The organism is Roseateles sp. 22389 (assembly GCF_052044995.1).
Lineage (GTDB): Bacteria > Pseudomonadota > Gammaproteobacteria > Burkholderiales > Burkholderiaceae_C > Roseateles.
On record NZ_JBQEOF010000024.1, the window covers coordinates 1 to 21,788 of the forward strand.

Consider the following 21,788-nt stretch of genomic DNA (forward strand, 5'->3'; position numbering starts at 1 on the left):
AACCTCACCAACCTGGTCCTGCAGAACAGCTACATCGTCATCATGGCGCTGGGCATGCTGCTGGTGATCGTCACCGGCCACATCGACCTCTCGGTGGGCTCGGTATGCGGTTTCATCGGCGCGCTCGCGGCGGTGCTGATGGTCCAGTACGAATGGGCCGCGCTGCCCGCCGGCCTGGTCTGCCTGCTGGCAGGCGCGGTGATCGGCGGCGCGCAGGGCTGGTTCGTCGCCTACCTGGGCATCCCGTCCTTCATCGTGACGCTGGCCGGCATGCTGGTGTTCAAGGGCCTGGCGCTGGCGCTGCTGCAGGGCCAGTCGCTCGGTCCCTTTCCCGACAGCTTCCAGGCGCTGAGCGCCGGTTTCCTGCCCGAGCTCTTCGGCCAGGAGGATCCGCGTCCGACGACGCTGGGCCTGGGCCTGCTGCTCGCGGCGGCCTCGCTCACGGTCGCGTGGCGGCATCGCGCCGCGGCGGCGCGGCACGGCATGGAGACGGAGCCCGGGGTGGTCTTCTGGACGCGGCAGGGACTGCTGGTCGCCGCGATCGCCGCGATGAGCTGGCTGATGGCCTCCTACAAGGGGCTGCCGACGGTCATGGTGCTGATGGTTGGGTTGACCCTGGCCTATGACTTCATCGCCGGCCGCACCACGCTGGGCCGTCGCGTCTATGCGGTCGGTGGCAACGAGAAGGCGGCCCGCCTGTCGGGCGTGCGCACGCAGCGCATCGCCTTCCTGACCTTCGTGAACATGGGCGCGCTGGCGGCGCTGGCCGGCCTGGTCTTCGCCGCGCGGCTCAACACCGCCACGCCCAAGGCGGGCCTGGGCTTCGAGCTCGACGTGATCGCCGCCTGCTTCGTCGGCGGGGCTTCAGCCTCGGGCGGTGTGGGCAAGATCATGGGCGCGGTGATCGGCGCCTTCGTGATGGGCGTGATGAACAACGGCATGTCCATCCTGGGCGTCGGCATCGACTACCAGCAGGTCATCAAGGGTCTGGTGCTCCTGGCCGCCGTGTTCGTCGACGTCTACAACAAGCGCAAGTAGGGCAGGGCTTCAGCGCGCGGCGCCCGCGGCGTCCGCGGCGATGGCGACATCGCGGAGGTGGCGGCTAGTGCACCGGGCCACTACCGCATCGCCTGCACCGCCTCCACCGCGTCCAGCACCGCCTCCGGCGTGGCCGGCGCCCGCAGCGGCGGGTCGCAGCGGTCCGGCCCGCAGGCGGCGACCGCGTCCTTGATCGCCAGCAGCACTGAGAAGGGCAGCAGCAACGGCGGCTCGCCCACCGCCTTCGAGCGGTGGATGCTCTCCACCGCATTGGGCGCGTCGTACAGGGCGACGCGGAAGTCGCGCGGCATGTCGTTGGCGGTCGGGATCTTGTAGGTGCTGGGCGCGTGCGTCAGCAGCAGGCCGGAGCGCGGATGCCAGACCAGCTCCTCGCTGGTCAGCCAGCCCTGGCCCTGCACGAACGCGCCTTCCACCTGGCCGATGTCCAGCGCCGGGTTCAGCGACTGGCCGACGTCGTGCAGCACGTCCGCGCGCAGCACCCGCGTCTCGCCGGTCAGCGTGTCGACCAGCACCTCCGCCACCGCGGCGCCGAAGGCGTAGTAGTAGAACGGATGGCCCTGCAGCTTCGCGCGGTCCCAGTGCAGGCCGGGCGTCGCGTAGAAACCGTCGCTCCACAGCTGGATGCGTTCCAGGTAGGCCTTGGCCACCAGATCCTTGAAGCCGATGGATCGCGCGCCCTCGGGACCGTGGCCCCGCACCTCGCCGCCGTCGAAGACCAGCGCGTCTTCGTCGCAGCCCAGCAGCCGCGCCGCCAGCGGCATCAGCCGCCGCTTGATCTTGCGTGCCGCGTCCTGCGCCGCCTTGCCGTTGAGGTCCGAGCCGGTGGACGCCGCCGTCGCCGAGGTGTTGGCGACCTTGCTGGTGTCGGTGGCGCTGGCCCGCACCTGCGCGGCGGGCACGCCCAGTTCGTGCGCCACCACCTGCGCGACCTTGGTGTTGAGCCCCTGGCCCATCTCGGTGCCGCCGTGGTTCACCAGCACCGAGCCGTCGGTGTAGACATGGACCAGCGCGCCCGCCTGGTTCAGGTGGACGACGTTGAACGAGATGCCGAACTTGACCGGCGTGAGCGCCAGGCCGCGCTTGAGCACCGGGCTGGCGGCGTTGAAGGCCGCGATCTCGGCGCGCCGCGTGGCGTAGCCGGAGGTCTCGATCAGGCGGTCGGTCAGCGGCTGGATCAGGTTGTCCTCGACGCGCTGGCCGTAGGGCGTGAGGTCCTGGCCGTCGCGGTAGAAGTTGCGTTGCCGCACCACGAGCGGATCCAGTCCCAGTCGCCGCGCGATGCCGTCCAGGATCATCTCGATCGCCAGCGCGCCCTGCGGGCCGCCGAAGCCGCGGAAGGCGGTGTTGCTCTGGGTGTTGGTCCGCGCGCAGTAGCCGTGCATCGCCACATGCGGCAGCCAGTAGGCGTTGTCGAAGTGGCACAGCGCCCGCGCCATCACCGGCGCGGACAGGTCGGCGCTGTGGCCGCAGTTGGAGATCAGGTCGATCTCGGCGCCGAGGATCCGGCCCTCGTCGTCGAAGCCGACCGACCAGCGGTAGTCGAAGCCGTGGCGACGGCCGGTGACGAGGAAGTCGTCGTCGCGGTCCACGCGCAGCTTGACCGGCCGATGCAGCCGCTGCGCCGCGATCGCGGCGACGCAGGCGAACAGCGCCGACTGCGATTCCTTGCCGCCGAAGCCGCCGCCCATGCGCCGGCACTGCACCGTCACCTGGTGGGCCTGCCAGCCCATCGCATGCGCCACCAGCTGCTGCATCTCCGACGGATGCTGCGTCGAGCAGTGGATCAGCAGCGCCTGGTTCTCCTGCGGCAGCGCGTAGCTGATCTGGCCCTCCAGGTAGAACTGCTCCTGGCCGCCGACGGCCCACTCGCCGTCGAGCCGATGCGGCGACGCGGCGAGCGCGCCGGCCGCGTCGCCGCGCGCGAGATGCATCGGCGGCAGCACGTATTGCCCGATGGCATGGGCCTCGCGCGCGGTCAGCACCGCCGGCAGCGGCGTGGCGACGATGGCCTGCGTCGCCAGGGCGGCGGCGCGGCGCGCGAGCTCGCGGTCGGTCGCGATGACTGCGTAGACCGGCTGGCCGACATAGCGCAGCTCGCCGTCGGCCAGGAGGGGGTCGTCATGGAGCAGCGGGCCGCAGTTGTTCTCGCCCGGGATGTCGGCGGCGGTCAGCACCGCCACCACGCCGGGCTGGCGCCGCAGCAACTCGAGGTCGACCGACACCAGCGTCCCGTGCGCGATCGGCGACAGGCCCAGCGCCGCATGCAGCGTGCCGTGGGCTTCGGCGATGTCGTCGATGTAGACGGCCTCGCCGCTGACATGCAGGTGCGCGGCTTCATGCGCGCGGCTGATGCCGACCTGCGGCCGCGGCGCGGCGGCCAGGGCCTCGGTGCCGACGCCGGGCGGGAGTTCCAGCGGCTTGTTCATGCGACGCTCCGCTGCAGGTTGACCGCTTGCCAGACGCTGGCCGATCCGGCGTCGATGGGCGCGTTGGCGCGGGTTTCCAGCCAGAAGCGACGGACCAGGTTGGCGGCGGCGCGCTCGCGGTAGGCGGCGCTGGCACGCAGGTCGGTCATCGGGGTGAAGTCCTCGCGCAGCGCCTGGGCGGCGGCCAGCGCGGCCGCCTCGTCCCAGCTGCGGCCGTTGACGGCCGCCTCGGCCTTCGCCGCGCGCTTGACGATCGCGGCCATGCCGCCGAAAGCGAAACGCGGCTCGCGCGCGACGCCGTCCTCAAGCCGCAGGCTCAGTACCGCGCAGACGGCGGAGATGTCGCTGTCATAACGCTTGGCGAGCTTGTAGCCGCGCAGCCGCGTGCCGGGCGCGGGCCGGGGGACCTCGATCGCCTCGACGAACTCGCCGGGCTGCAGCGCGTTCTTCATGTAGTCCAGATAGAAGTCCTCGAGCGGCAGCGTGCGGGTGGCGGGGCCGCGGCGCAGCACCAGTCGCGCACCCAGCGCGATCAGCGCCGGCGCGCCGTCGCCGATCGGCGAGCCGTTGGCGATGTTGCCGCCCAGCGTGCCGGCGTGCCGCACCGGTGGCGAGGCGAAGCGCAGCCACAACTCGCGCAGCGCCGGCACCCGTGCGCTCAGCGCGGCCCAGGCGTCCTCCAGCGAGACCGCCGCGCCGATGCGCAGCGTGCCGTCGGCGCCGGCCTCGATGCGGCGCAGTGCGTCGATGCGGCCGGTCAGGATCACGTCGCCGAGCTCGCGCTGCTGCTTGTTGACCCACAGCCCGACATCGGTCGCGCCAGCGACCAGGCGCGCGGTGGGCAGGGACTCGCGCAGCGCGGCGAAGTCCTCCAGCGAGCGCGGCGCGAAGACGCGCTGCGGCGAGCCGTCGCGCGCGGACGCCTCGTACTGCAGCGGCGGATCCTCGCGCAGCGTGCGCAGCGCCGCGACCATCGGCGCGCGATCGAGGGTCCGCGCCGGTGCATCGAACATGCGCTCGCCCGCGTCCAGGATCGGCCGGTAGCCGGTGCAGCGGCACAGGTTGCCGGCCAGGTCGTCGGCCAGCGCCTGCCGGTCCGGACGCGTGCCCTGCGCCTGATGCCGCTCATAGATCGCCTGCATCGTCATCGCGAAGCCCGGCGTGCAGAAGCCGCATTGCGAGCCATGACAGTCGACCAGCGCCTGCTGCACCGGATTGAGGTCGTCGCTCGCGCCCAGGTCCTCGATGGTCAGCAGCGCCTTGCCGTCGATCATCGGCAGGAACTGGATGCAGGCGTTGACGTTGCGAAGCTCGACCGACTGCCCGTCCGCATCGAGTTCGCCGACCAGCACCGTGCAGGCGCCGCAGTCGCCCTCGGCGCAACCCTCCTTGGTGCCGGCGCAGCGGGCGTGCTCGCGCAGGTACTGCAGCACCGTGGTCGTGGGCGGCAGTCCGGTCACGGACTTCAGCTGGCCCTGGTGGAAGAAGCGGATCGGACGGGGAGCGGTCATGGACAGGGGTGGTGCGGAACGGACGCGGGCGGCCAAGCAAGAAGCGGGCACGGCTGGCGGGCGGATGCAATTACTCCGAACGGTACTCCTGTGAACGTCCTATGGTTATACGATGCGCCGTATGGCTTCTATATGCGATTGACCATGTCGGAAGAGCTGAACTTCGACAAGATCGACCTCCTTCTGGTGCGGGTCCTGCATACCTTGATTTCCGAGCGCAGTGTGTCTCGGGCCGCGATGCGGCTCGGCAGCACGCAGCCCGCCTTGAGCGCGCAGCTGCGGCGCCTGCGCACCCTGACGGGCGATCCGCTGCTGGTGCGCAGCGGCGCGGGCATGACCCCGACCGCGACGGCGCTGGAACTGCTGGCCCCCGCCGAGCGCCTGCTGCGCGAGGCCGACGAGCTCTTCGGCGCGCGGCTGCGCAAGTCCGGTTTCGATCCGGCCAGCGCCGAGCTGCGCTTCCGCGTCGCCGCCAGCGACTACCTCGACCCGCTGTTCCTGCCGCTGCTGGTGGCGCACCTGCAGCGCCACGCGCCGGGCGTGCAGCTCGATTTCCAGCCGCTGAATGCCGATTTCGACTACCGCGCCTCGCTGGCGCGCGGCGAGGTGGACCTGGTCATCGGCAACTGGCTGGAGCCGCCGGAGGAACTGCACCTGGGCCGCCTGCTGGTGGACGAGGTGGTCTGCCTGGTCAGCCAGGACCACCCGGCCGCGCGCATGGCGCCGCGGGCCTGGACCCAGGAGCGCTACCTCGACTGCCAGCACCTGGCGCCGATGCCGTTGAGCCGCGGCCAGCCGGGCGTGATCGAGCAGCACCTGGCCTCGCTGGGCCTGGAGCGCCGCATCGCTGTGCGCTGCGCCCACTTCGGGCAGCTGCCGCAGATGGTGGCGCGCAGCTTGCTGGTGCTGACGACCGGCCGGCTGTTCTGCCACCGCTACCTGGATCACTTGCCGGTCACCGTGCTGCGATGCCCGGTGGCCTTCCCGCCGATGACCTATTACCAGCTGTGGCACGACGTCAGCCACAACAGCGCGCCGCTGCGCTGGCTGCGCGAGCAGGTGCGCGAAGTCGCGCGCGAGCTCGTGCCGTGAGCGGCGTCGTACCGCAGCCGCCGACGGTTCCGCCTTTCCGTTCTCTCCTGTCCGCCTGATTTCCGACGCATGACGACCGACCGCTTCGCCACTCCGGCACGCCTGGCCCTGAAGGGCGACCTGCTGGACTTCACCGCCGCGCCGCAATGGGGCCGCGTCGACGATCCCGCCGTGCGTTTCCGGCCCGGCCACTGGCTGCTGATCGAGAACGGCCGCATCGCCGGCGCACAGGCCGAGGATCCGGGCGAGGGCTGGGCCCGCGAGGATCACAGCGGCCGGCTGATCCTGCCGGGCTTCGTCGACACGCATGTGCACAGTCCGCAGCTGGACGTGATCGCGTCGTATGGGACCGAGCTGCTGGACTGGCTCAACACCTACACCTTCCCGGCCGAGCAGCGCTACATGGACCCGGAGGTCGCGCGCTACGGCGCGGACCGCTTCCTCGATGCGCTGCTGGCGCACGGCACGACCTCGGCCGTCGTTTACCCGACGGTGCACAAGGTCTCAGCCGACGCGCTGTTCGACGCGGCCGCCGAGCGCGGCATGCGCCTGATCACCGGCAAGGTGCTGATGGACCGGAACGCCCCGGAAGGCCTGCGCGACGACGTCGTCCAGGCCGAGCGCGACTGCCTGGACCTGATCGCGAAGCACCACAAGCGCGCGCGCCTGGCCTACGCGGTGACGGTGCGCTTCGCGCCGACCAGCACGCCGGAGCAGCTCGCGATGGCCGGCGCGCTGTGCCGCGCCGATGCCAGCCTCTACATGCAGACCCACGTCGCGGAGAACCGCGGCGAGGTCGAGTGGGTGGCCCAGCTCTTCCCCGAGGCGCGCAGCTACCTCGATGTCTACGACCGCGTCGGCCTGCTGCATCCGCGCGCGGTGCTGGCGCATGGCATCTGGCTCGACGACGAGGACCGGCGCGTGCTCGCCCGCACCGGCGCGCACATCGCGCATTGCCCCTCGTCCAACCTGTTCCTGGGCAGCGGGCTGTTCGACTGGCCCGGCGCGCTGGCCGCGGGCGTGCGCGTGAGCGCGGCCAGCGATGTCGGCGGCGGGACCTCGCTGTCGGCGCAGCGCACGCTGGCGGATGGCTACAAGGTGCAGGCGCTCGGCGGCCAGCGGCTCACCGCCTGGGCGGGGCTGCACGCGGCGACGCTGGGCGCTGCCGAGGCCTTGGGTCTGGCGGAGGAGCTGGGCCACTTCGGTGTGGCTACACTGGCCGACGTCTGCATCTGGGACTGGGCCGCGGGGCCGGTCGCCGAGGCCCGCATGGACCTGGCGCGCGACCCGCATGAACGGGCCTTCGCCTGGATGACGCTGTCGGACGATCGCAACCTGGTGGCCAGCTACGTCGCGGGCGAGCTGCGCTACCGGAGATCCTGAGGACCCTGCCGCCCCCATGACACCGCCACGCCTGGAACTCCGCCGCATCAGCAAGCAGTACCCCGGCGTGAAGGCCAACGACGCGGTGTCGCTGTCGGTGGCGCCGGGCGAGATCCACGCGGTGCTTGGCGAGAACGGCGCCGGCAAGTCCACCCTGATGAAAGTCATCGCCGGCGCGGTGCAGGCCGACGCCGGCGAACTGCTGTGGGACGGCGCACCGCGGGCGCCGCGTTCGCCGGCGCAGGCGCGCGCGCTGGGCATCAGCATGGTCTACCAGCACTTCTCGCTGTTCGATTCGCTGACCGCGGCGCAGAACATCTGGCTGGGACTCGACAAGGCGATGACGCTGGACGCGGTCCGCGCCCGCGTGCGCACGCTCTCGGCCGAGTACGGCCTGCCGCTCGATCCCGAACGCCCGGTGCATGCGCTGTCGGTGGGCGAGCGCCAGCGGGTCGAGATCCTGCGCGCGCTGATGACCGCGCCGCGGCTGCTGATCCTGGACGAGCCGACCTCGGTGCTGACGCCGCAGGCGGTGGAGGCGCTGTTCGTCACGCTGCGCCAGCTCGCCGACCAGGGCTGCGCGATCCTCTACATCAGCCACAAGCTCGACGAGATCCGCGCGCTGTGCCATCGCTGCACGGTGCTGCGCGCGGGCCGGGTGACGGGCGAGGTCGATCCGCGCCAGGAGAGCAACGCCAGCCTCTCGTGGCTGATGATCGGCGCGGAGCCGCCCCGGCTCGCCGCGCGTGCCGTGCGCGAGCACGCGCCGGCGCGATTGCGGGTGAGCGGCCTGAGTCTGGCGCCGGAGACGCCGCATGGCACGGCGCTCGCGGACATCGCGCTGGCGCTGCGACGTGGCGAGATCCTCGGCCTGGCCGGGGTGTCGGGCAACGGGCAGCAGGAACTGCTGCGGGTGCTGTCCGGCGAGGACCGCCGCGCTCAGCGCGGCGTCGTCACCTGGATCGCGGATGACCCGTCGACCGACCCATCGAATGACGCTTCGAATGACCCGTCGAACTCGCGGGCCGCAGCCGGTGCCGTGAACCGCACCACCGATCTCGGACCGCTCGGACCGGCCAAGCGCCGCGCGCTCGGGCTGCACCACGTGCCGGAGGAGCGGCTCGGACGCGGCGCGGTGCCGTCGATGTCGCTGGCGCAGAACACGCTGCTGACGCGGCGCGAGCCGGTGGGACGGCTCGGTCACGTGTCGACGGCCAAGGCGGCGGCGCTCGCGCGGCGGCTGATCGAGCGCTTCGGCGTGCGGGCCGCCGGGCCGCAGGCCGCGGCGCGCAGCTTGTCGGGCGGCAACCTGCAGAAGTTCATCATGGGTCGCGAGATCGACGCGGCGCCCAAGGCGCTGATCGTCGCGCAGCCGACCTGGGGCGTGGACGTCGGCGCGGCGGCGCAGATCCGCGCGGAATTGCTCGCGCTGCGCGACGCCGGCTGCGCGTTGCTGGTGGTCAGCGAGGAACTGGACGAGCTCTTCGAACTCAGCGACCGTCTGGTGGTGATGGCGCGCGGACGCTTGTCGCCGGCGATCCCCGTCGGACAGGCCAGCGTCGCGCAGATCGGGCAGTGGATGAGCGGGCTGTGGGACGCGGCCGCGGGGGAGGGCGCGCATGCTGAAGCTTGAACCCCGCCCGCAGCCGTCCGCGGCGATGTCTCTGGCGTCGCCGCTGATCGCGCTGGCGCTGACGACGCTGATCGGCGTGGCGATCTTCGTCGCGCTGGGCAAGGACCCGTTGCAGGGCCTGCGCATGTTCTTCTGGGAGCCGCTGCGCAATGGCTACGCGCTCGGGGAACTGGGGCTGAAGGCGACGCCGCTGGTGCTCATCGCGCTGGGGCTGGCGGTGGCTTTCCGCGCCAACGTCTGGAACATCGGCGCGGAGGGCCAGTTCGTCGCCGGCGCGCTGGCCGCCGGCTGGGTTGCGATGCAGGCCGATGCCGGCAGCACGACGCTGATCGTCCTGCCCATCCTGCTCGCGGGCGTGCTCGGCGGCGTGGCCTGGGCCTCGATCATCGCGGCGCTGCGCGACCGTTTCCATGCCAACGAGATCCTCGTCAGCCTGATGCTGGTCTATGTCGCGGAGCTGCTGCTGCAGTACCTCGTCTACGGCCCGTGGAAGGACCCGGCGGGCTACAACTTCCCGCAGACCATCACCTTCCTGCCGGCGACGCAGCTGCCCAAGCTGTTCACCGGCACGCGGCTGCACATCGGCGTGTGGATCGCGCTGGCGGCGGTGATCGGCTGCTGGTGGCTGCTGATGCGCTCGATGACGGGCTTCGCGTTGCAGACCGGCGGCATCGCGCCGATGGCGGCGCGCTACGCGGGCTTCTCGTCACGCGCCGCGCTGTGGGGCGCGATGACGCTGTCGGGCGGCCTGGCGGGCCTGGCCGGCGCGCTCGAGACGGTTGGCCCGCTCGGCCAGCTCACGCCCTACGTGCCGGTGGGCTACGGCTTCGCGGCCATCATCGTGGCCTTCGTCGGCCGGCTGCACCCCGTCGGCATCGTGCTCTCGGGCATCCTGATGAGCATGTTCTACATCGGCGGCGAGCTGGCGCAATCGCGGCTCGGCTTGCCCAAGGCCATCACCGGCGTGTTCCAGGGGCTGTTGCTGTTCTGCCTGCTGGCCTGCGACACGCTGATCCACTACCGCGTGCGGCGCGTCGCGGGACTCGGCGTCCGCGGCGTCGACAAGGAGCAACGCTGATGGATGCCTGGGCCTTGCTGATCGCCGCGACGCTGAACGCGGGCACGCTGGTGGCGCTCGCGGCGCTCGGGCTGCTGATCAATGAGCGCGCCGGCGTCGTGAACCTCGGCGCCGAGGGCATGATGCTGGTCGCCGCGATCGCCGGCTTCGCGGCGGCGGTGCACAGCGGAAGCGACCTGGTGGGCTTCCTGGCCGGGATCGGCGCGGGCGCGCTGATGGCGCTGGTCTTCGGCGCGCTCGCGGTCTACCTCAACACCAACCAGTACGCGACCGGGCTGGCGCTGAGCTTGTTCGGCGCGGGCTTCTCGGCCTTCGTCGGCCAGAACTACGTACAGGCGAAGCTCGGACCGCGGCCCACGTTCGCGGTGCCGGGCCTGGCCGACATCCCGTTCATCGGACCGGCGCTCTTCAAGCAGCATCCGCTGGTCTACGGCGCGATCGCGCTGACGGCGCTGCTGGCCTGGGGACTGACGCGCACGCGTGCAGGCCTGGTGCTGCGCGCGGTCGGCGAGTCGCCGGAATCGGCGCATGCGCTGGGCTATCCGGTGCGGCGCATCCGGCTGCTGGCGGTCGTCGCCGGCGGGGCGCTGTGCGGGCTGGCGGGCGCCTACTGCTCGGTGATCTACACGCCGCTGTGGGTCGAAGGGATGATCGCCGGCAAGGGCTGGATCGCCTTGGCGCTGACCAGCTTCGCCACCTGGCGGCCGGCGCGCGTGCTGCTCGGCGCCTACCTGTTCGGCGGCGTCACCATGCTGCAGTTCCACCTGCAGGGGCAGGGCGTGCAGGTGGCGAGCCAGTTCCTGAGCATGCTTCCCTACCTGGCCACGATCGTGGTGCTGGTGCTGATCTCGCGCAACGAGGGCTTCATCCGCGCCAACATGCCGGCCTCGCTGGGGCGGCCGTTCCATCCTGGCGGATAGCCGCGCGCGGCGCCGCGATCCTCCGCTTTCCGCTTTCCGATCACGACTTCGCTGGAGAACCCATGTCCGTCCGATATCCGCGTTCGATGCTCCGCCGTTCCCTGCTGATCGCCGCGTCGGCGGCCGCCGCGCTCGCGCTGGGCGCATGCGGCAAGAAGGACGACGCGCCCGCCGGCGCCGCGTCCGCGCCGCAGGCGGGTGGCGCCGCGTCCGATGCCGCGCCGCTCAAGGTCGCCTTCGCCTACGTCGGCCCGGTGGGGGATGGCGGCTGGACCTTCGCCCACGACAACGCCCGCAAGAAGCTGGAGCAGACCTTCGGGTCCCGCATCCAGACCAGCTTCGTCGAGAAGGTGCCCGAGGCGGCCGATGCCGAGCGGGTCTTCCGCGACCTGGTCCAGCAGGGCAACACCCTGGTCTTCGGCACGACCTTCGGCTACATGGCGCCGATGCTGAAGGTGGCCGCGGACAGTCCGCAGGTCCGCTTCGAGCATGCGACCGGCTACAAGCAGGCCGCCAACCTGCGCAGCTACGACGCGCGGACCTACGAGGGCGCGTACATGGCGGGTGTCGTCGCCGGCGCGATGACGAAGACCGGCACGCTGGGCGTCGTCGGCTCCATCCCCATCCCCGAGGTGATCCGCAACATCAACAGCTTCACGCTGGGCGCGCAGAGCAGCAACCCGAAGGTGACGGTCAAGGTCGTCTGGGTCAACGAGTGGTTCAACCCGCCCCAGGAGACCAACGCCGCCCAGACGCTGATCAACGCCGGCGCCGACGTGCTGATGCAGAACACGGATTCGAGCGCGGTGCTGCAGACGGCCGAGAAGAACGGGAAGTACGCCTTCGGCTGGGACTCGGACATGAGTTCGTACGGGCCCAAGGCGCACCTGGGCTCGGCGGTGATCGACTGGTCGCCGTACTACATCGCCAGCGTCCAGGCGGCGCTGGACGGCACCTGGAGCGCCGGCCCGGGCAAGCACAGCTGGTGGGGCGTCAAGGAAGGCGCGATCGACCTGGTGGCGCTGAACGCCGCGGTGCCGGCCGAGGTCAAGGCCCGGGTCGACCAGGTGAAGGCCGGGCTCAAGGACGGCAGCTTCGTCATCTGGAAGGGGCCGATCGCCGGCCAGGACGGCAAGGAGGTCCTGGCCAAGGACGCGGTCGCCGACGACGCGTTCCTGCAGAACATCCGGTTCTACGTGAAGGGCGTGGAGGGGCAGGTGCCCGCCGGCAAGTGAGCGACCGGTTCCTCCGTCCATCCCGCCGGATCGACGCTCCGTCGCGGCGCTCCGCCGCCAGTCGGCCACGGGATGGGCAAGGACTGACCCCGGCGTCTACAGTCGCCGGATCCCGGGATGGTCCCGGGCCCGATCAGGAGAGGAGAACCCGATGAGGAAGTCGTTCCCGAAGGCCGCCCCGCGGCACGCGCTGACGCTGCTGGGCGTGGCCTTGGCGGCCGCGATGGCGATGCCCGCCCAGGCCGCGACCGAGAAGGCCGCGGCCCGTTCCGAGGCCAAGGCCAGCCAGCCGCGCCCGGCCAAGCGCTACACGATCGAGCAGTTCATGGCGACGACCTCGATCAGCGGGGCGTCCTTCTCCCAGGACGAGCGCCGCATCCTGTTCAGCAGCAATGCCAGCGGCATCTTCAACGTCTACAGCATCAGCGTCGACGGCGGCGAGCCGGTGGCGCTGACCGCCTCCAAGACCGACAGCCATTACGCCGTCAGCTACTTCCGCAATGACGACCGGGTGCTCTTCACCCGCGACCAGGGCGGCAACGAGAACAACCACCTGATCGTGCGCGAGCTCGACGGCAGCGAGCGCGACCTGACGCCCGGCGACAAGGTCAAGGCCGGCTTCAACGGCTGGAGTCGCGACGGCGACGCCTTCTTCGTCACGACCAACGAGCGCGACGCCCGCTACATCGACGTCTATCGCTACGACGCCAAGACCTATGCGCGCACGCTGGTCTACCAGAACAACGAGGGCAACGCGGTGTTCGGCGTCAGCGGCGACGGCCGCTGGGTGGCGCTGGGCAAGACCAACACGACGGCCGACTCCGACGTCTACCTCTACGACACGCAGTCGAAAGAGACCAAGCACCTCACGCCGCACCAGGGCGTCGCGTCCTTCAGCGTGACCGGCTTCGACCCGGCGTCGACGACCCTGCTGATGCTGTCCAACGAGGGCGCGGAATTCCAGCGCCTGCTGGCCTACGACCTGGCGTCCGGCCAGACGCGCGAGCTCGAGAAGGCCGACTGGGACATCGTCTACAGCAGCTACTCCCGCGACGGGCGCTACCGCGTCACCGGCATCAACAACGATGCCAGCCTGGAGCTGCGCATCGTCCAGACCGCCGATGGCCAGCCGGTGACCCTGCCGCGGCTGCCGGGCGGCGAGCTGCGCGGCGTGGCCTTCTCGCGGACCAGCCAGCGCATGGCCTTCTACCTGAACGGCGACCGCTCGCCGAGCAACCTGTATGTCTACGACTTCGGCAGCAAGCAGGTGAAACAGCTGTCGCGCAGCCTGTCCCGGGACATCGATCCGGAAGAGCTGGTGGAGGCGCGCATCGTGCGCTTCCGCTCCTTCGACGGCATGGTGATCCCGTCGGTCTACTACCAGCCCAAGGAAGCTTCCCCGACCCACAAGGTGCCGGCCGTGGTGCTGGTGCATGGCGGCCCGGGCGGGCAGACGACGCGCGGCTACTCGGCGATGGTCCAGTACCTGGTCAACCACGGCTACGCGGTGCTGGGCATCAACAACCGCGGCAGCTCGGGCTACGGCAAGAGCTTCTTCACCGCCGACGACGGCAAGCACGGCCGCGAGCCGCTGTGGGACTGCATCGAGGCCAAGACCTACCTCGCCAGCACCGGCGTGATCGATCCCGAGCGCATCGGCATCATGGGCGGCAGCTACGGCGGCTACATGACGCTGGCGGCGATGGCCTTCCGGCCCGAGGCCTTCAAGGTCGGCGTGGACATCTTCGGCGTGTCCAACTGGCTGCGCACGCTGGAGTCCATCCCGCCCTACTGGGAGAGCTTCCGCAAGGCGCTGTACCTGGAGATCGGCGATCCGGTGAAGGACAAGGATTTCCTCGTCGCCACCTCGCCGCTGTTCCATGCCAAGGAGATCCGCAAGCCGCTGCTGGTGATCCAGGGCAAGAACGATCCGCGGGTGATCAAGCCGGAGAGCGACGAGATCGTCGAGGCCGTCAAGAAGAATGGCGTGCCGGTGGAGTACGTCGTCTTCGAGGACGAGGGGCATGGCTTCTCCAAGAAGAAGAACCAGATCGAGGCCAACCAGAAGACGCTGGAGTTCCTCGACAAGTACTTGAAGCCCGGGTTGAAGAACTAAAACCGTGTGAAGTTGCACGGCTTACAGGCTGTTGCCCGGGGCCGTGGCGGCTTGGGCAGCATGCACCCCCAGAAGCCCGGCCCCGTGCCGGGCTCTTTTGTCCGAAGAGAGAGAAGCGCCCGATGGAGGGCGTCCAGCGGACCACAAGTCCGCGACGCGGCGTCGGGCGATCCACAAGACGGGGGAACAAGTCATGCGATTCGAAGGAACCTTGGACAGCTGGTACGCCGAGCGCGGCCACGGCGTGGTGCGGCCCGAGCAGGGCGGCGAGACGCTGTTCGTGCATGTGTCGGCCTTCCCGATGGACGGCCAGCCGCCGCAGGAGGGCGAGCGCATCAGCTTCGAGATTGTGTCCAGGAGTGACGGCAGCAAACAGGCGGTGCGCCTGCAGCGCCTCCAGGCCCACAGGCTGCCCTCGCAACTGCGACCCCGCATGGCCTCCCGCCCGCCGCGGCCGATCGCGCGCCGCCGCACGTCGCCGCTGACCTGGATGGTGCTGGTGCTGCTGGCGCTGGGCGTCGGCGCCACCGTGTGGACGCCGGCCAGCCATGCGCTGGGCGGCGCGAAGGCCCAGAGCGAACCGTCGCGGCGCTGAACCAGTTGACTCCTTGGGGCCGGCACCTGCGGCCCCGTCGCCCTCGCGGAGGCGTGTTGCTCCGCTTTTTGCAGGCTGCCCTCGGGCAGCCTTTTTTGCGTCCTCAGACCTTCAGCTCCAGGCGCACGGTCCAGACGGTGAAGCTGCGGCCGGTGCTCTCGCTGGTGACCAGCCGGCCCGGCGTGACCGCGATGCTGCCGTTGCCGTAGCTCAGCGGCACCAGGTTGCTCGCGGCCAGGCGCAGCGCCACGGCGGACGAGAAGGTCCACAGGGCCGAGACGTCGATGACGCGCTTCTTGTCGATCTCGTTGAGCACCTGGTCGCTCTGCTGCAGCAGCGTGGTCGGCGTGTAGTTGAGCGAGGCGCCCAGCGTCAGCGGCAGCGAGCGCAGCCGGTAGTCGGCGCCCAGGTTGGCGGTGTAGCGGGGCTGCTGGTCCAGCTTGTTGTCGGGGCCGCGGATACCGTCCACCGAGGAGTCGAACAGCGACAGGTTGCTGCGCACGTTGATCGGCAGCGCGTCGGCGAAGTATTCGTCGAGGCGGAACTTGGCTTCGAGCTCGACGCCGCGGGTGGTGGCGTTGCCGATGTTGCGCGGTCGGATGACCCAGCGCGGCTCGGTGGCGTAGGGCACGGTCTCGAGCTGGGCCTGGGCGCGGATCAGGTCGGTGATGCGGCGATAGAAGAAGTTGACGCTGAGCAGCCCGCCCTTCGAAAGGTATTTCTCGTAACCGATCTCGACGCCCGTCGCCATCTCCGGCTTGAGGTCGGGGTTGCCGAAGCGGTCGGGATAGTTGATCAGGTTGCTGCCGCAGAGCGTGGCCGGCGGCTGGCAGGTGAACTGGCTGTTGATGCTGAGCCGGCCGATGACGTCGTTGAGGTTGGGCGCCTTGTAGCTGCGGGTCAAGCTGGCGCGGATCTGCTCGCGGCTCTTCTCGTCGATCTTGTAGACGCCATGCAGCAGCGGGGTGAGCACGCTGGAGGTGTTCTTCACCGGGCCCTGGTTGTTGCTGCTCTCGGTCTGGATGCCTTCCCAGCGCAGGCCGGCGTAGAAGCCCCACTGCTTGCCGACGCTCCACTCGTCCTGCGCATAGGCGGCGAGCCGGCGCGTCGATGCGGAGACGTTCTCGCCGAAGTCGGCGAGGAAGGCGCAGTTGTCGCGCCGCATGGTGCTGCCGTAGACCTCGGTGCAGCCGCGCGTCTGCTCGCGCGTGGTGCCTTCGCCCTCGACGCCGGCGACCAGGCTGTGCTCGTTGTCCATCTGGTGGTTGAGCTTGAGGTTCACGCTCCACTGCGTGTCGCGGCTCTTCGTGGTGTCGTCCTGCGTGCGGAAGAAGAGGCCCGGCGTGGCGTCGAGGTCCTCCTCGCGGTGGGCATCGCCGTCCATCGTCATGCGCCCGGCACCCAGCCGCGTCTCCAGGCGGGTGCGCTCGTCCAGGCGCTTGTTCCACTGCAGGTTCAGCCGGGCCATGGCGGCGCGGTTGCTGCTGTCGCTGGTGTAGCTGTCGTACTTGATGCGCTCGAAGGCGTTCTCGTCCGGCACCGCCGACTGGGTCTGCCGGGCGCTGCTGGCGCCGCGGCCGCGGTTGACCATCACGAAGGGCTGAAGCGCGAGCGTGTCGCCGCCCTCCAGGCGCAGCTGCAGGCGGCCGGTCAGGTTGAGCGACTTGCGCTCGTCGGCGCTCTGCCCGCGGGTCTGCAGCAGGGTCTGGCTCTGGAGCGCGCCGGTGCCGGTGTCGAAGCGGCTGGTCAGCGACTGCGACGCGATGTCGTCGAGCCGCTTGTGCTGCATCGCGTTGACGGTGAGGTTGTAGGCGGTGCCCTGGTCGTCGAGCTTGTCGTTGCGGGTCCAGCTCAGGTGGGGCGTGACGTGGTCGCGCTCGAAGGTGGAGGCCAGGCGCAGCTCGTTGAGGCGGCGCTGCAGGGCCTCGCGCAGGACGACGTTGATGGTGCCGGCGATGGCGCGCGCGCCGAACTCGGCGGTGGGCGCGCGCATGACCTCGATGCGCTCGATCTGTTCGGGCGGGAGCTCGTCGAGCGAGAAGCCCGGCGGCATGCGTTCGCCGTTGACCAGGATCTGGGTGTAGCCGCCGCCCATGCCGCGCATGCGGACCTCGCCGCCGCGGCCGGGGCGTCCGCCGGTGGTGACGCCGGGCAGGCGCTTGAGCACCTCGCCGATGGTGGCGTCGCCGTAGCGTTCGATCTCCTCGCGGCCGATGACGATCTTGGAGGCGGTGGCGGCGCGGCGCTGGTCGTCGTCGCGCGAGGTGCCCTGGATCTCGACGCGGTCGAGCCGCGCGGGGTTGTCGGCGGCGTCGCGCCGGGCTGGTGACGGCGCGGGGCGGGGGGCGGGCGGTGTCGCGGCCGGCGCGGGGGAGGTCGTCGTGGCGGGCGCGGTCGCCGGCGGGGCCGGGGGCGCGGGAGGCGCCGATTGGGACCAGGCGGGGGCGCTCAAGCCCAGCATCAAGGCAACGGAGAGTGGACGCGGGGCGGGGCGGCGGGAGCTTGTCATCGGGCAGGCCAGTGCGAGGCAAGCGCGGCCGATCTGGCGATGGCTGGGACGGAAGCGCGGGGAATTTGTATGGGGGTCGTCAGCCGGGCCGAGGCGGCCGGTCGCGGAACGGGCCGAAGCATCGCACGGTGTACGTTTCGTGAAGCGGCGCCGCTGCGGACTTTCAAAGTTCTTTACCCAAGGTGATGGGCGGGCGCGACGGCGTTGAGGGAAAACCCGCAGCGGAGGCGGGTCCACGGCGTCGGCGATTCGACAGCCAGGTGGTTGAAGTCCCTGAATGGGGGGTAGACGATCGGCTTGCTACTGGAGTGGGCCATTGGCCCGCTCGCGAGCAAAGGAGAGAGTGGGGGTACGCCCGATCAGGACGGCGGGCGACGATCGATCACGCTGAGATCGTGCGGCTCGACGCCGATGCGGCCATCTTCCTTTCTTCCCATGGAGCAGCAATGCTTGGACTTCTGAATCTCGACAAGGTGAAACGGCTCGGTGCCAAGCGATTTCTCGTCTTGTTCGCGTTGGCCGTGTCGGCGATGTTCTTCGGCCTCTTCGTGGCGATCGGCGTGCTGATCGAGGGGGAATACGTGGCGCGCAGAGGCTTCCTGCTGGTCAGCGTCACGTATGGCTTCCTCATGACGGCCATCTTCGGTTGGGACCTCTGGCGATCGCCGCCGCCCGATCACGGTGATGCCGGCGAGCAGCGTGACGGTCAGACCTGACCAGCGGGTGACCCCCGGCGAGTTCCGCGGCGCCCCAATGAAAGAAGCCACCCGTCGGGGTGGCTTCTTTCTGAAGAGGGTATCCGGACGCTGGTGACGGGTTCCAGCTTTCTGCCCTATGTCGCAGTCGGTTGTTTGTCTCGGATGCATGGCATTGTGCCGAGGCTGTGTGACGGCCAGTTGACGAAAAGCGAGGCGAGTCCGGGTCAGTTCATCGGCGGGCGTCCGGTGCGTGCCGTGACCGATCGCAGCGGCTCAGCAGGCGGGTGCCGTGTCGCTGTGCAGGCGCCGGGTGGACTCCCGCACGATCAAGCGCGGCACCGGGGGCTGCACCGAGGAACTGCCATGCCGGAGCAGATCCAGCATCGCGGCGGCGGCGCGCCGGCCGAGCTCGGCGATCTGGACATCGATCGTCGTTCGCGGTGGGCTGGCATGGGCGGTGTTCAGCAGGTCGTCGTAGCCCACGAGCGAGACGTCCTCGGGCACGCGGATCCCGCGGCTGTGCAGCACGCGCGCGGCGCCGGCGGCCATCTGGTCGTTCGCCGCGAACACCGCGGTGAAGGCGGTACCGCGCTCCAGCATGCGCGCCATCGCGGCAGCGCCGCCGGCCTCGAGATAGTCGCCGTTCGCGATCAAGGCTTCGTCGAGCCCCAGCCCGGCCTCCGCGAGCGCCGCCCGGTAGCCCGCCTCGCGCTCCTTCGCATCAGCATGCGTCGCATCGCCGCCGATGAACGCGATCCGCCGATGGCCGCGCTCGATCAGGTGGGCGGTCGCCGCCCGTGCGCCCGCGGCGTCATCGGTCTTGAGCGCGTGAAGGCCCGGCGCCTGCAGCGCCCGTCCGGTGACCACGACCGGCAACTCGCGCGCGAGCGCCGCCAGGAAGGCGTTGTCCAGGCCGCCCGTCAACACGATGATCCCGTCGACGCGCCGGGAGCGCAGCGAGGCGATGCAGCGTTGTTCCTCTTCCGCCTGCCAGTGGCCGCTCGACACCACCAGTGCGTAGCCTGCAGGCGTCAGCACTTCCTCGATGCCGCGCAGCAGCAGCGCGTAGAACGGGCTTTCGAAATACTGGACGAGCAAGCCCACGTTGAAGGTGCGCCCGTCCGCGAGCGCCCGTGCGATGGTGTTGGGGACGAATCCCAGGGCCGCGATGGCCTGTCGCACGCGCTCGGTCTTGTCGGCGCTGACCTGCGCGCTGCCGCTCAGCACGCGCGACACGGTGCTCGGCGACACACCGCTGGCCGCGGCCACCATGCCCAGCGTCACCTCGCTGGACGTCGATAGGAGAGGCTTCTTTCTCTTCATTGGAAAGCGCTTTCATGGACGCGCCATCCTACTCCTGCGAGCGCGAGGCTGTGGAACGGACGCCGGGATGGAAGAATGCGCCCCATGCCCGCGCAGGCTCATTGGAATCCTTGCCGGGCGCGATGCGGGCCCGCCGATTGCTATGGCCGCTCCAACCATTTCCGAACGACACCATGCAGGATCGCCTGAAAGTCCTGATCGCCGATGACCAGCCCGATTCGCTGGAGCTGCTGCGCGAGCTGCTGACGGTCTACCACTTCGAGCTGAAGGTCGCGCCCACCGGGCTCGAGGCGATCCGCATCGGCCTGAAGTGGGAGCCGGACCTCCTGATCACGGACATCGCGATGCCGGACGCCGACGGCCGGCACGTGGCGAGCCGGCTGAAGCTGAGCCTGCCGGCGCTGATCGCGATCGCGGTCAGTGGCACGCCGCTGAACACGGATTTCGAGTCGGCGGAGGACCTGGTGTTCGACGACTACTTCGTCAAGCCGCTCAACTGGGCCCGGCTGCACGCGGTGTTGACGCGGCATGGGGCGAAGCTGGTCGAGCCGGGCGGTGCGCAGCTGTTCGGCGCGGACGACGGCGCCGACGTGTCGCTGGAGGCGCCGACGGACCCGAGCCGGCGGCCGGAGCGATGAGGCGGCTGCTGCACCTGACCAGCCGCCACCGCGCGCCGTCGACCAACCAGGCGCTGGGGCTGCTGCTCGCGTTCAATGCGGGCGCGGTGAACGCGGGCGGCTTCCTGATCCTGCAGCGCTACACCTCGCACATGACCGGATTCGCCTCGCAACTGGCCGACGGCGCGGTGATGGGGCAGGGCACGCTGGTGCTGAACGCGCTGGGCGCGATCCTCGCGTTCGTGTGCGGCGCGGCGGTCTGCGCGGTGCTGGTGAACTGGGCGCGGCGGCATGGCCTGCGCAGCGTTTACGCGCTGCCGCTGATGCTGGAGGCGGCGCTGCTGTTCCCGTTCGGCCTGATGGGCGCGATCACGCTGACCTGGCACACGCCCTTCGCGGTGCCGCTGACGGTGCTGCTGCTGGCCTTCATCATGGGCCTGCAGAACGCGGTCGGATCGAAGACCTCGGGGGGCAGCGTCCGCACCACCCACATGACGGGGAACATCACCGACCTGGGGATGGAGCTCGGGAAGATGCTCTATTGGAACCGGCAGCCCAAGGCGATCCGGCCCGGCGTGCGGCACGACCGCGAGCGGGCGCTGCGCGCGGGCGGGCTGCTGGCGGCCTTCGTGCTGGGCGGCGTGGCGGGGGCGCTCGGGTTCAAGCACCTGGGCTTCATCTGCGTGGTGCCGCTGGCGACAGTGCTGTTCGTGCTGGCGCTGCCGCCGGTGACGCGGGATTGGGGACGGTGGAGAGGGGTGCTGGCGCGGCAGCGGTGACGGGGCCTCCGAGGGGCGCGTCGAATATGCCTGTTGGCTGCGCTCAGGCCGGGTTGTTGTCGGCTGCCAGCGCCACGGTCCAATGCCCTCCGTCTTCCTGGCGGACATTGAGCAGGTCGTAGGTTTTCAGCATGCTCACGAGACCGGAATGCCCGTAGGTCTGAGGCGAAAAGCCCGGGTCCGTCCGGCGGAGATAGGAGCCGAGCGTGCCGACATGAACGCGTCCATCCGGTGTGTCGGCCGCCATCAGCTTCACCGCATTGACCAATGCGCGAGGGCGTTGCTTCGGCTTGGGTGTCGGCGCCGGCACCGGCGCGGCAGGCTTTGCCGCAGCTGGACCTGCGGCGGCGATCGGCGTTTCGGGCGCAGTCCACTCGAAGAACTGGTCGCTCGCATTGCGTAGCGCCGCCGGAGTCTTTGCCTCGCCGACGATGAGCACGGTGGATCCGCGCTCGCGCAACTTGCGGCAGAGGTAGGCGAAGTCCGAATCGCTGGTGACGATGCAGAAGGTGTCAGCGCGTCGATCGAATAGCGCCTCGACGGCGTCGAGTGCGAGGGCAATGTCGGATGTGTTCTTGCCAGCCGCGTATTGGTACTGCAGGCACGGCGTGAAGGCCAGTCGCACGAGCGCTTCCTGCCACTTGTTCGCGAGCGTGGCGTGATTGCCGTATCCGCGCCGCACGATCACCCGGCCGAACTGGGCGACGACGCTCAGCGCATGTTCGAGGATCTCCGGCGTGGTGTTGTCGCAGTCGACGAGAACTGCGACCTTGGCGTCGTTGCGGTTGTCGATGGTGTCCACGCTGCCTCCCTG

17 protein-coding genes are annotated in these 21,788 nt (G+C 70.2%); 12 read left to right on the forward strand and 5 right to left on the reverse strand.

Going from position 1 to position 21,788, the window contains the following annotated elements; translation table 11 throughout:
* The coding region (gene mmsB, locus ACTJKJ_RS23985) for a multiple monosaccharide ABC transporter permease (protein WP_440820809.1) at positions 1–1,038 on the forward strand (1,038 nt) is incomplete at its 5' end.
* An 80-nt stretch (positions 1,039–1,118) separates the two neighbouring features.
* Here mmsB and xdhB read toward each other — a convergent pair.
* Entirely contained in the window at positions 1,119–3,485 is a 2,367-nt protein-coding gene (gene xdhB, locus ACTJKJ_RS23990; RefSeq protein ID WP_440822543.1) for a xanthine dehydrogenase molybdopterin binding subunit, read from the reverse strand.
* Positions 3,482–4,996, reverse strand: coding sequence for a xanthine dehydrogenase small subunit (gene xdhA / locus ACTJKJ_RS23995; RefSeq protein ID WP_440822545.1), 1,515 nt, complete (start codon positions 4,994–4,996; stop codon positions 3,482–3,484). Before xdhA ends, xdhB begins: the two co-directional genes overlap by 4 nt.
* A 144-nt stretch (positions 4,997–5,140) precedes the next feature.
* Here xdhA and ACTJKJ_RS24000 point away from each other — a divergent pair, with 144 nt between their 5' ends.
* From ACTJKJ_RS24000 to ACTJKJ_RS24035, 8 genes are all read left to right on the forward strand, one after another.
* The gene (locus ACTJKJ_RS24000; RefSeq protein WP_183492381.1) at positions 5,141–6,088 is read left to right on the forward strand and encodes a LysR family transcriptional regulator; all 948 of its coding nucleotides are present in this window, start codon (positions 5,141–5,143) and stop codon (positions 6,086–6,088) included.
* 69 nt (positions 6,089–6,157) lie between these two features.
* Entirely contained in the window at positions 6,158–7,471 is a 1,314-nt protein-coding gene (gene guaD / locus ACTJKJ_RS24005; RefSeq protein WP_440822547.1) for a guanine deaminase, read from the forward strand.
* A 16-nt stretch (positions 7,472–7,487) separates the two neighbouring features.
* Entirely contained in the window at positions 7,488–9,104 is a 1,617-nt protein-coding gene (locus ACTJKJ_RS24010; protein WP_440822549.1) for an ABC transporter ATP-binding protein, read from the forward strand.
* Entirely contained in the window at positions 9,091–10,182 is a 1,092-nt protein-coding gene (locus tag ACTJKJ_RS24015; protein WP_440822551.1) for an ABC transporter permease, read from the forward strand. The genes ACTJKJ_RS24010 and ACTJKJ_RS24015 overlap by 14 nt, the downstream gene beginning before the upstream one ends.
* A complete protein-coding gene (locus ACTJKJ_RS24020; protein ID WP_440822553.1) occupies positions 10,182–11,102 on the forward strand; it encodes an ABC transporter permease in 921 nt (306 codons plus the stop codon). Before ACTJKJ_RS24015 ends, ACTJKJ_RS24020 begins: the two co-directional genes overlap by 1 nt.
* Before the next feature lie 62 nt (positions 11,103–11,164).
* Entirely contained in the window at positions 11,165–12,337 is a 1,173-nt protein-coding gene (locus tag ACTJKJ_RS24025) for a BMP family ABC transporter substrate-binding protein (protein WP_440822555.1), read from the forward strand.
* 151 nt (positions 12,338–12,488) lie between these two features.
* The gene (locus ACTJKJ_RS24030; protein ID WP_440822557.1) at positions 12,489–14,453 is read left to right on the forward strand and encodes a prolyl oligopeptidase family serine peptidase; all 1,965 of its coding nucleotides are present in this window, start codon (positions 12,489–12,491) and stop codon (positions 14,451–14,453) included.
* Positions 14,454–14,646: 193 nt separating this feature from the next.
* Positions 14,647–15,048 (forward strand): cold-shock protein, encoded by a 402-nt coding sequence (locus ACTJKJ_RS24035; RefSeq protein ID WP_147240216.1) that lies wholly within the window; start codon positions 14,647–14,649, stop codon positions 15,046–15,048.
* A gap of 103 nt (positions 15,049–15,151) precedes the next feature.
* Here ACTJKJ_RS24035 and ACTJKJ_RS24040 read toward each other — a convergent pair whose 3' ends face one another.
* Positions 15,152–17,500, reverse strand: coding sequence for a TonB-dependent receptor plug domain-containing protein (locus ACTJKJ_RS24040; RefSeq protein WP_440822560.1), 2,349 nt, complete (start codon positions 17,498–17,500; stop codon positions 15,152–15,154).
* A 452-nt stretch (positions 17,501–17,952) separates the two neighbouring features.
* Between ACTJKJ_RS24040 and ACTJKJ_RS24045 the strand changes: the two genes are divergently transcribed.
* Positions 17,953–18,273, forward strand: coding sequence for a hypothetical protein (locus ACTJKJ_RS24045; protein ID WP_440822562.1), 321 nt, complete (start codon positions 17,953–17,955; stop codon positions 18,271–18,273).
* Positions 18,274–18,528: 255 nt separating this feature from the next.
* Here the strand turns inward: ACTJKJ_RS24045 and ACTJKJ_RS24050 are convergent, their stop codons facing one another.
* Positions 18,529–19,578 (reverse strand): LacI family DNA-binding transcriptional regulator, encoded by a 1,050-nt coding sequence (locus ACTJKJ_RS24050; protein WP_440822564.1) that lies wholly within the window; start codon positions 19,576–19,578, stop codon positions 18,529–18,531.
* A gap of 173 nt (positions 19,579–19,751) precedes the next feature.
* Here ACTJKJ_RS24050 and ACTJKJ_RS24055 point away from each other — a divergent pair, with 173 nt between their 5' ends.
* Together ACTJKJ_RS24055 and ACTJKJ_RS24060 are read left to right on the forward strand one after the other, a co-directional pair.
* Positions 19,752–20,216: a response regulator gene (locus ACTJKJ_RS24055; RefSeq protein WP_297384752.1), complete on the forward strand. Its 465-nt coding sequence runs from the start codon at positions 19,752–19,754 to the stop codon at positions 20,214–20,216.
* Complete coding sequence (locus ACTJKJ_RS24060; RefSeq protein ID WP_297384754.1) at positions 20,213–20,974, forward strand: YoaK family protein; 762 nt, start codon at positions 20,213–20,215, stop codon at positions 20,972–20,974. Before ACTJKJ_RS24055 ends, ACTJKJ_RS24060 begins: the two co-directional genes overlap by 4 nt.
* Positions 20,975–21,017: 43 nt before the next feature.
* Here the strand turns inward: ACTJKJ_RS24060 and ACTJKJ_RS24065 are convergent, their stop codons facing one another.
* Positions 21,018–21,767, reverse strand: coding sequence for an NYN domain-containing protein (locus tag ACTJKJ_RS24065; RefSeq protein WP_440822635.1), 750 nt, complete (start codon positions 21,765–21,767; stop codon positions 21,018–21,020).
* Between the last annotated feature and the right edge of the window lie 21 nt (positions 21,768–21,788).

Excerpts from the sequence above, each read along its gene's own strand:
- ACTJKJ_RS24010 (WP_440822549.1), top strand. The coding sequence starts at position 7,488 with ATGACACCGCCACGCCTGGAACTCCGCCGCATCAGCAAGCAGTACCCC.
- ACTJKJ_RS24060 (WP_297384754.1), top strand. The coding sequence starts at position 20,213 with ATGAGGCGGCTGCTGCACCTGACCAGCCGCCACCGCGCGCCGTCGACC.
- guaD (WP_440822547.1), top strand. The coding sequence starts at position 6,158 with ATGACGACCGACCGCTTCGCCACTCCGGCACGCCTGGCCCTGAAGGGC.
- xdhA (WP_440822545.1), bottom strand. The coding sequence starts at position 4,996 with ATGACCGCTCCCCGTCCGATCCGCTTCTTCCACCAGGGCCAGCTGAAG.
- ACTJKJ_RS24025 (WP_440822555.1), top strand. The coding sequence starts at position 11,165 with ATGTCCGTCCGATATCCGCGTTCGATGCTCCGCCGTTCCCTGCTGATC.
- ACTJKJ_RS24000 (WP_183492381.1), top strand. The coding sequence starts at position 5,141 with ATGTCGGAAGAGCTGAACTTCGACAAGATCGACCTCCTTCTGGTGCGG.
- ACTJKJ_RS24055 (WP_297384752.1), top strand. The coding sequence starts at position 19,752 with ATGCAGGATCGCCTGAAAGTCCTGATCGCCGATGACCAGCCCGATTCG.
- xdhB (WP_440822543.1), bottom strand. The coding sequence starts at position 3,485 with ATGAACAAGCCGCTGGAACTCCCGCCCGGCGTCGGCACCGAGGCCCTG.
- ACTJKJ_RS24035 (WP_147240216.1), top strand. The coding sequence starts at position 14,647 with ATGCGATTCGAAGGAACCTTGGACAGCTGGTACGCCGAGCGCGGCCAC.
- ACTJKJ_RS24030 (WP_440822557.1), top strand. The coding sequence starts at position 12,489 with ATGAGGAAGTCGTTCCCGAAGGCCGCCCCGCGGCACGCGCTGACGCTG.
- ACTJKJ_RS24015 (WP_440822551.1), top strand. The coding sequence starts at position 9,091 with ATGCTGAAGCTTGAACCCCGCCCGCAGCCGTCCGCGGCGATGTCTCTG.
- ACTJKJ_RS24050 (WP_440822564.1), bottom strand. The coding sequence starts at position 19,578 with ATGAAGAGAAAGAAGCCTCTCCTATCGACGTCCAGCGAGGTGACGCTG.
- ACTJKJ_RS24020 (WP_440822553.1), top strand. The coding sequence starts at position 10,182 with ATGGATGCCTGGGCCTTGCTGATCGCCGCGACGCTGAACGCGGGCACG.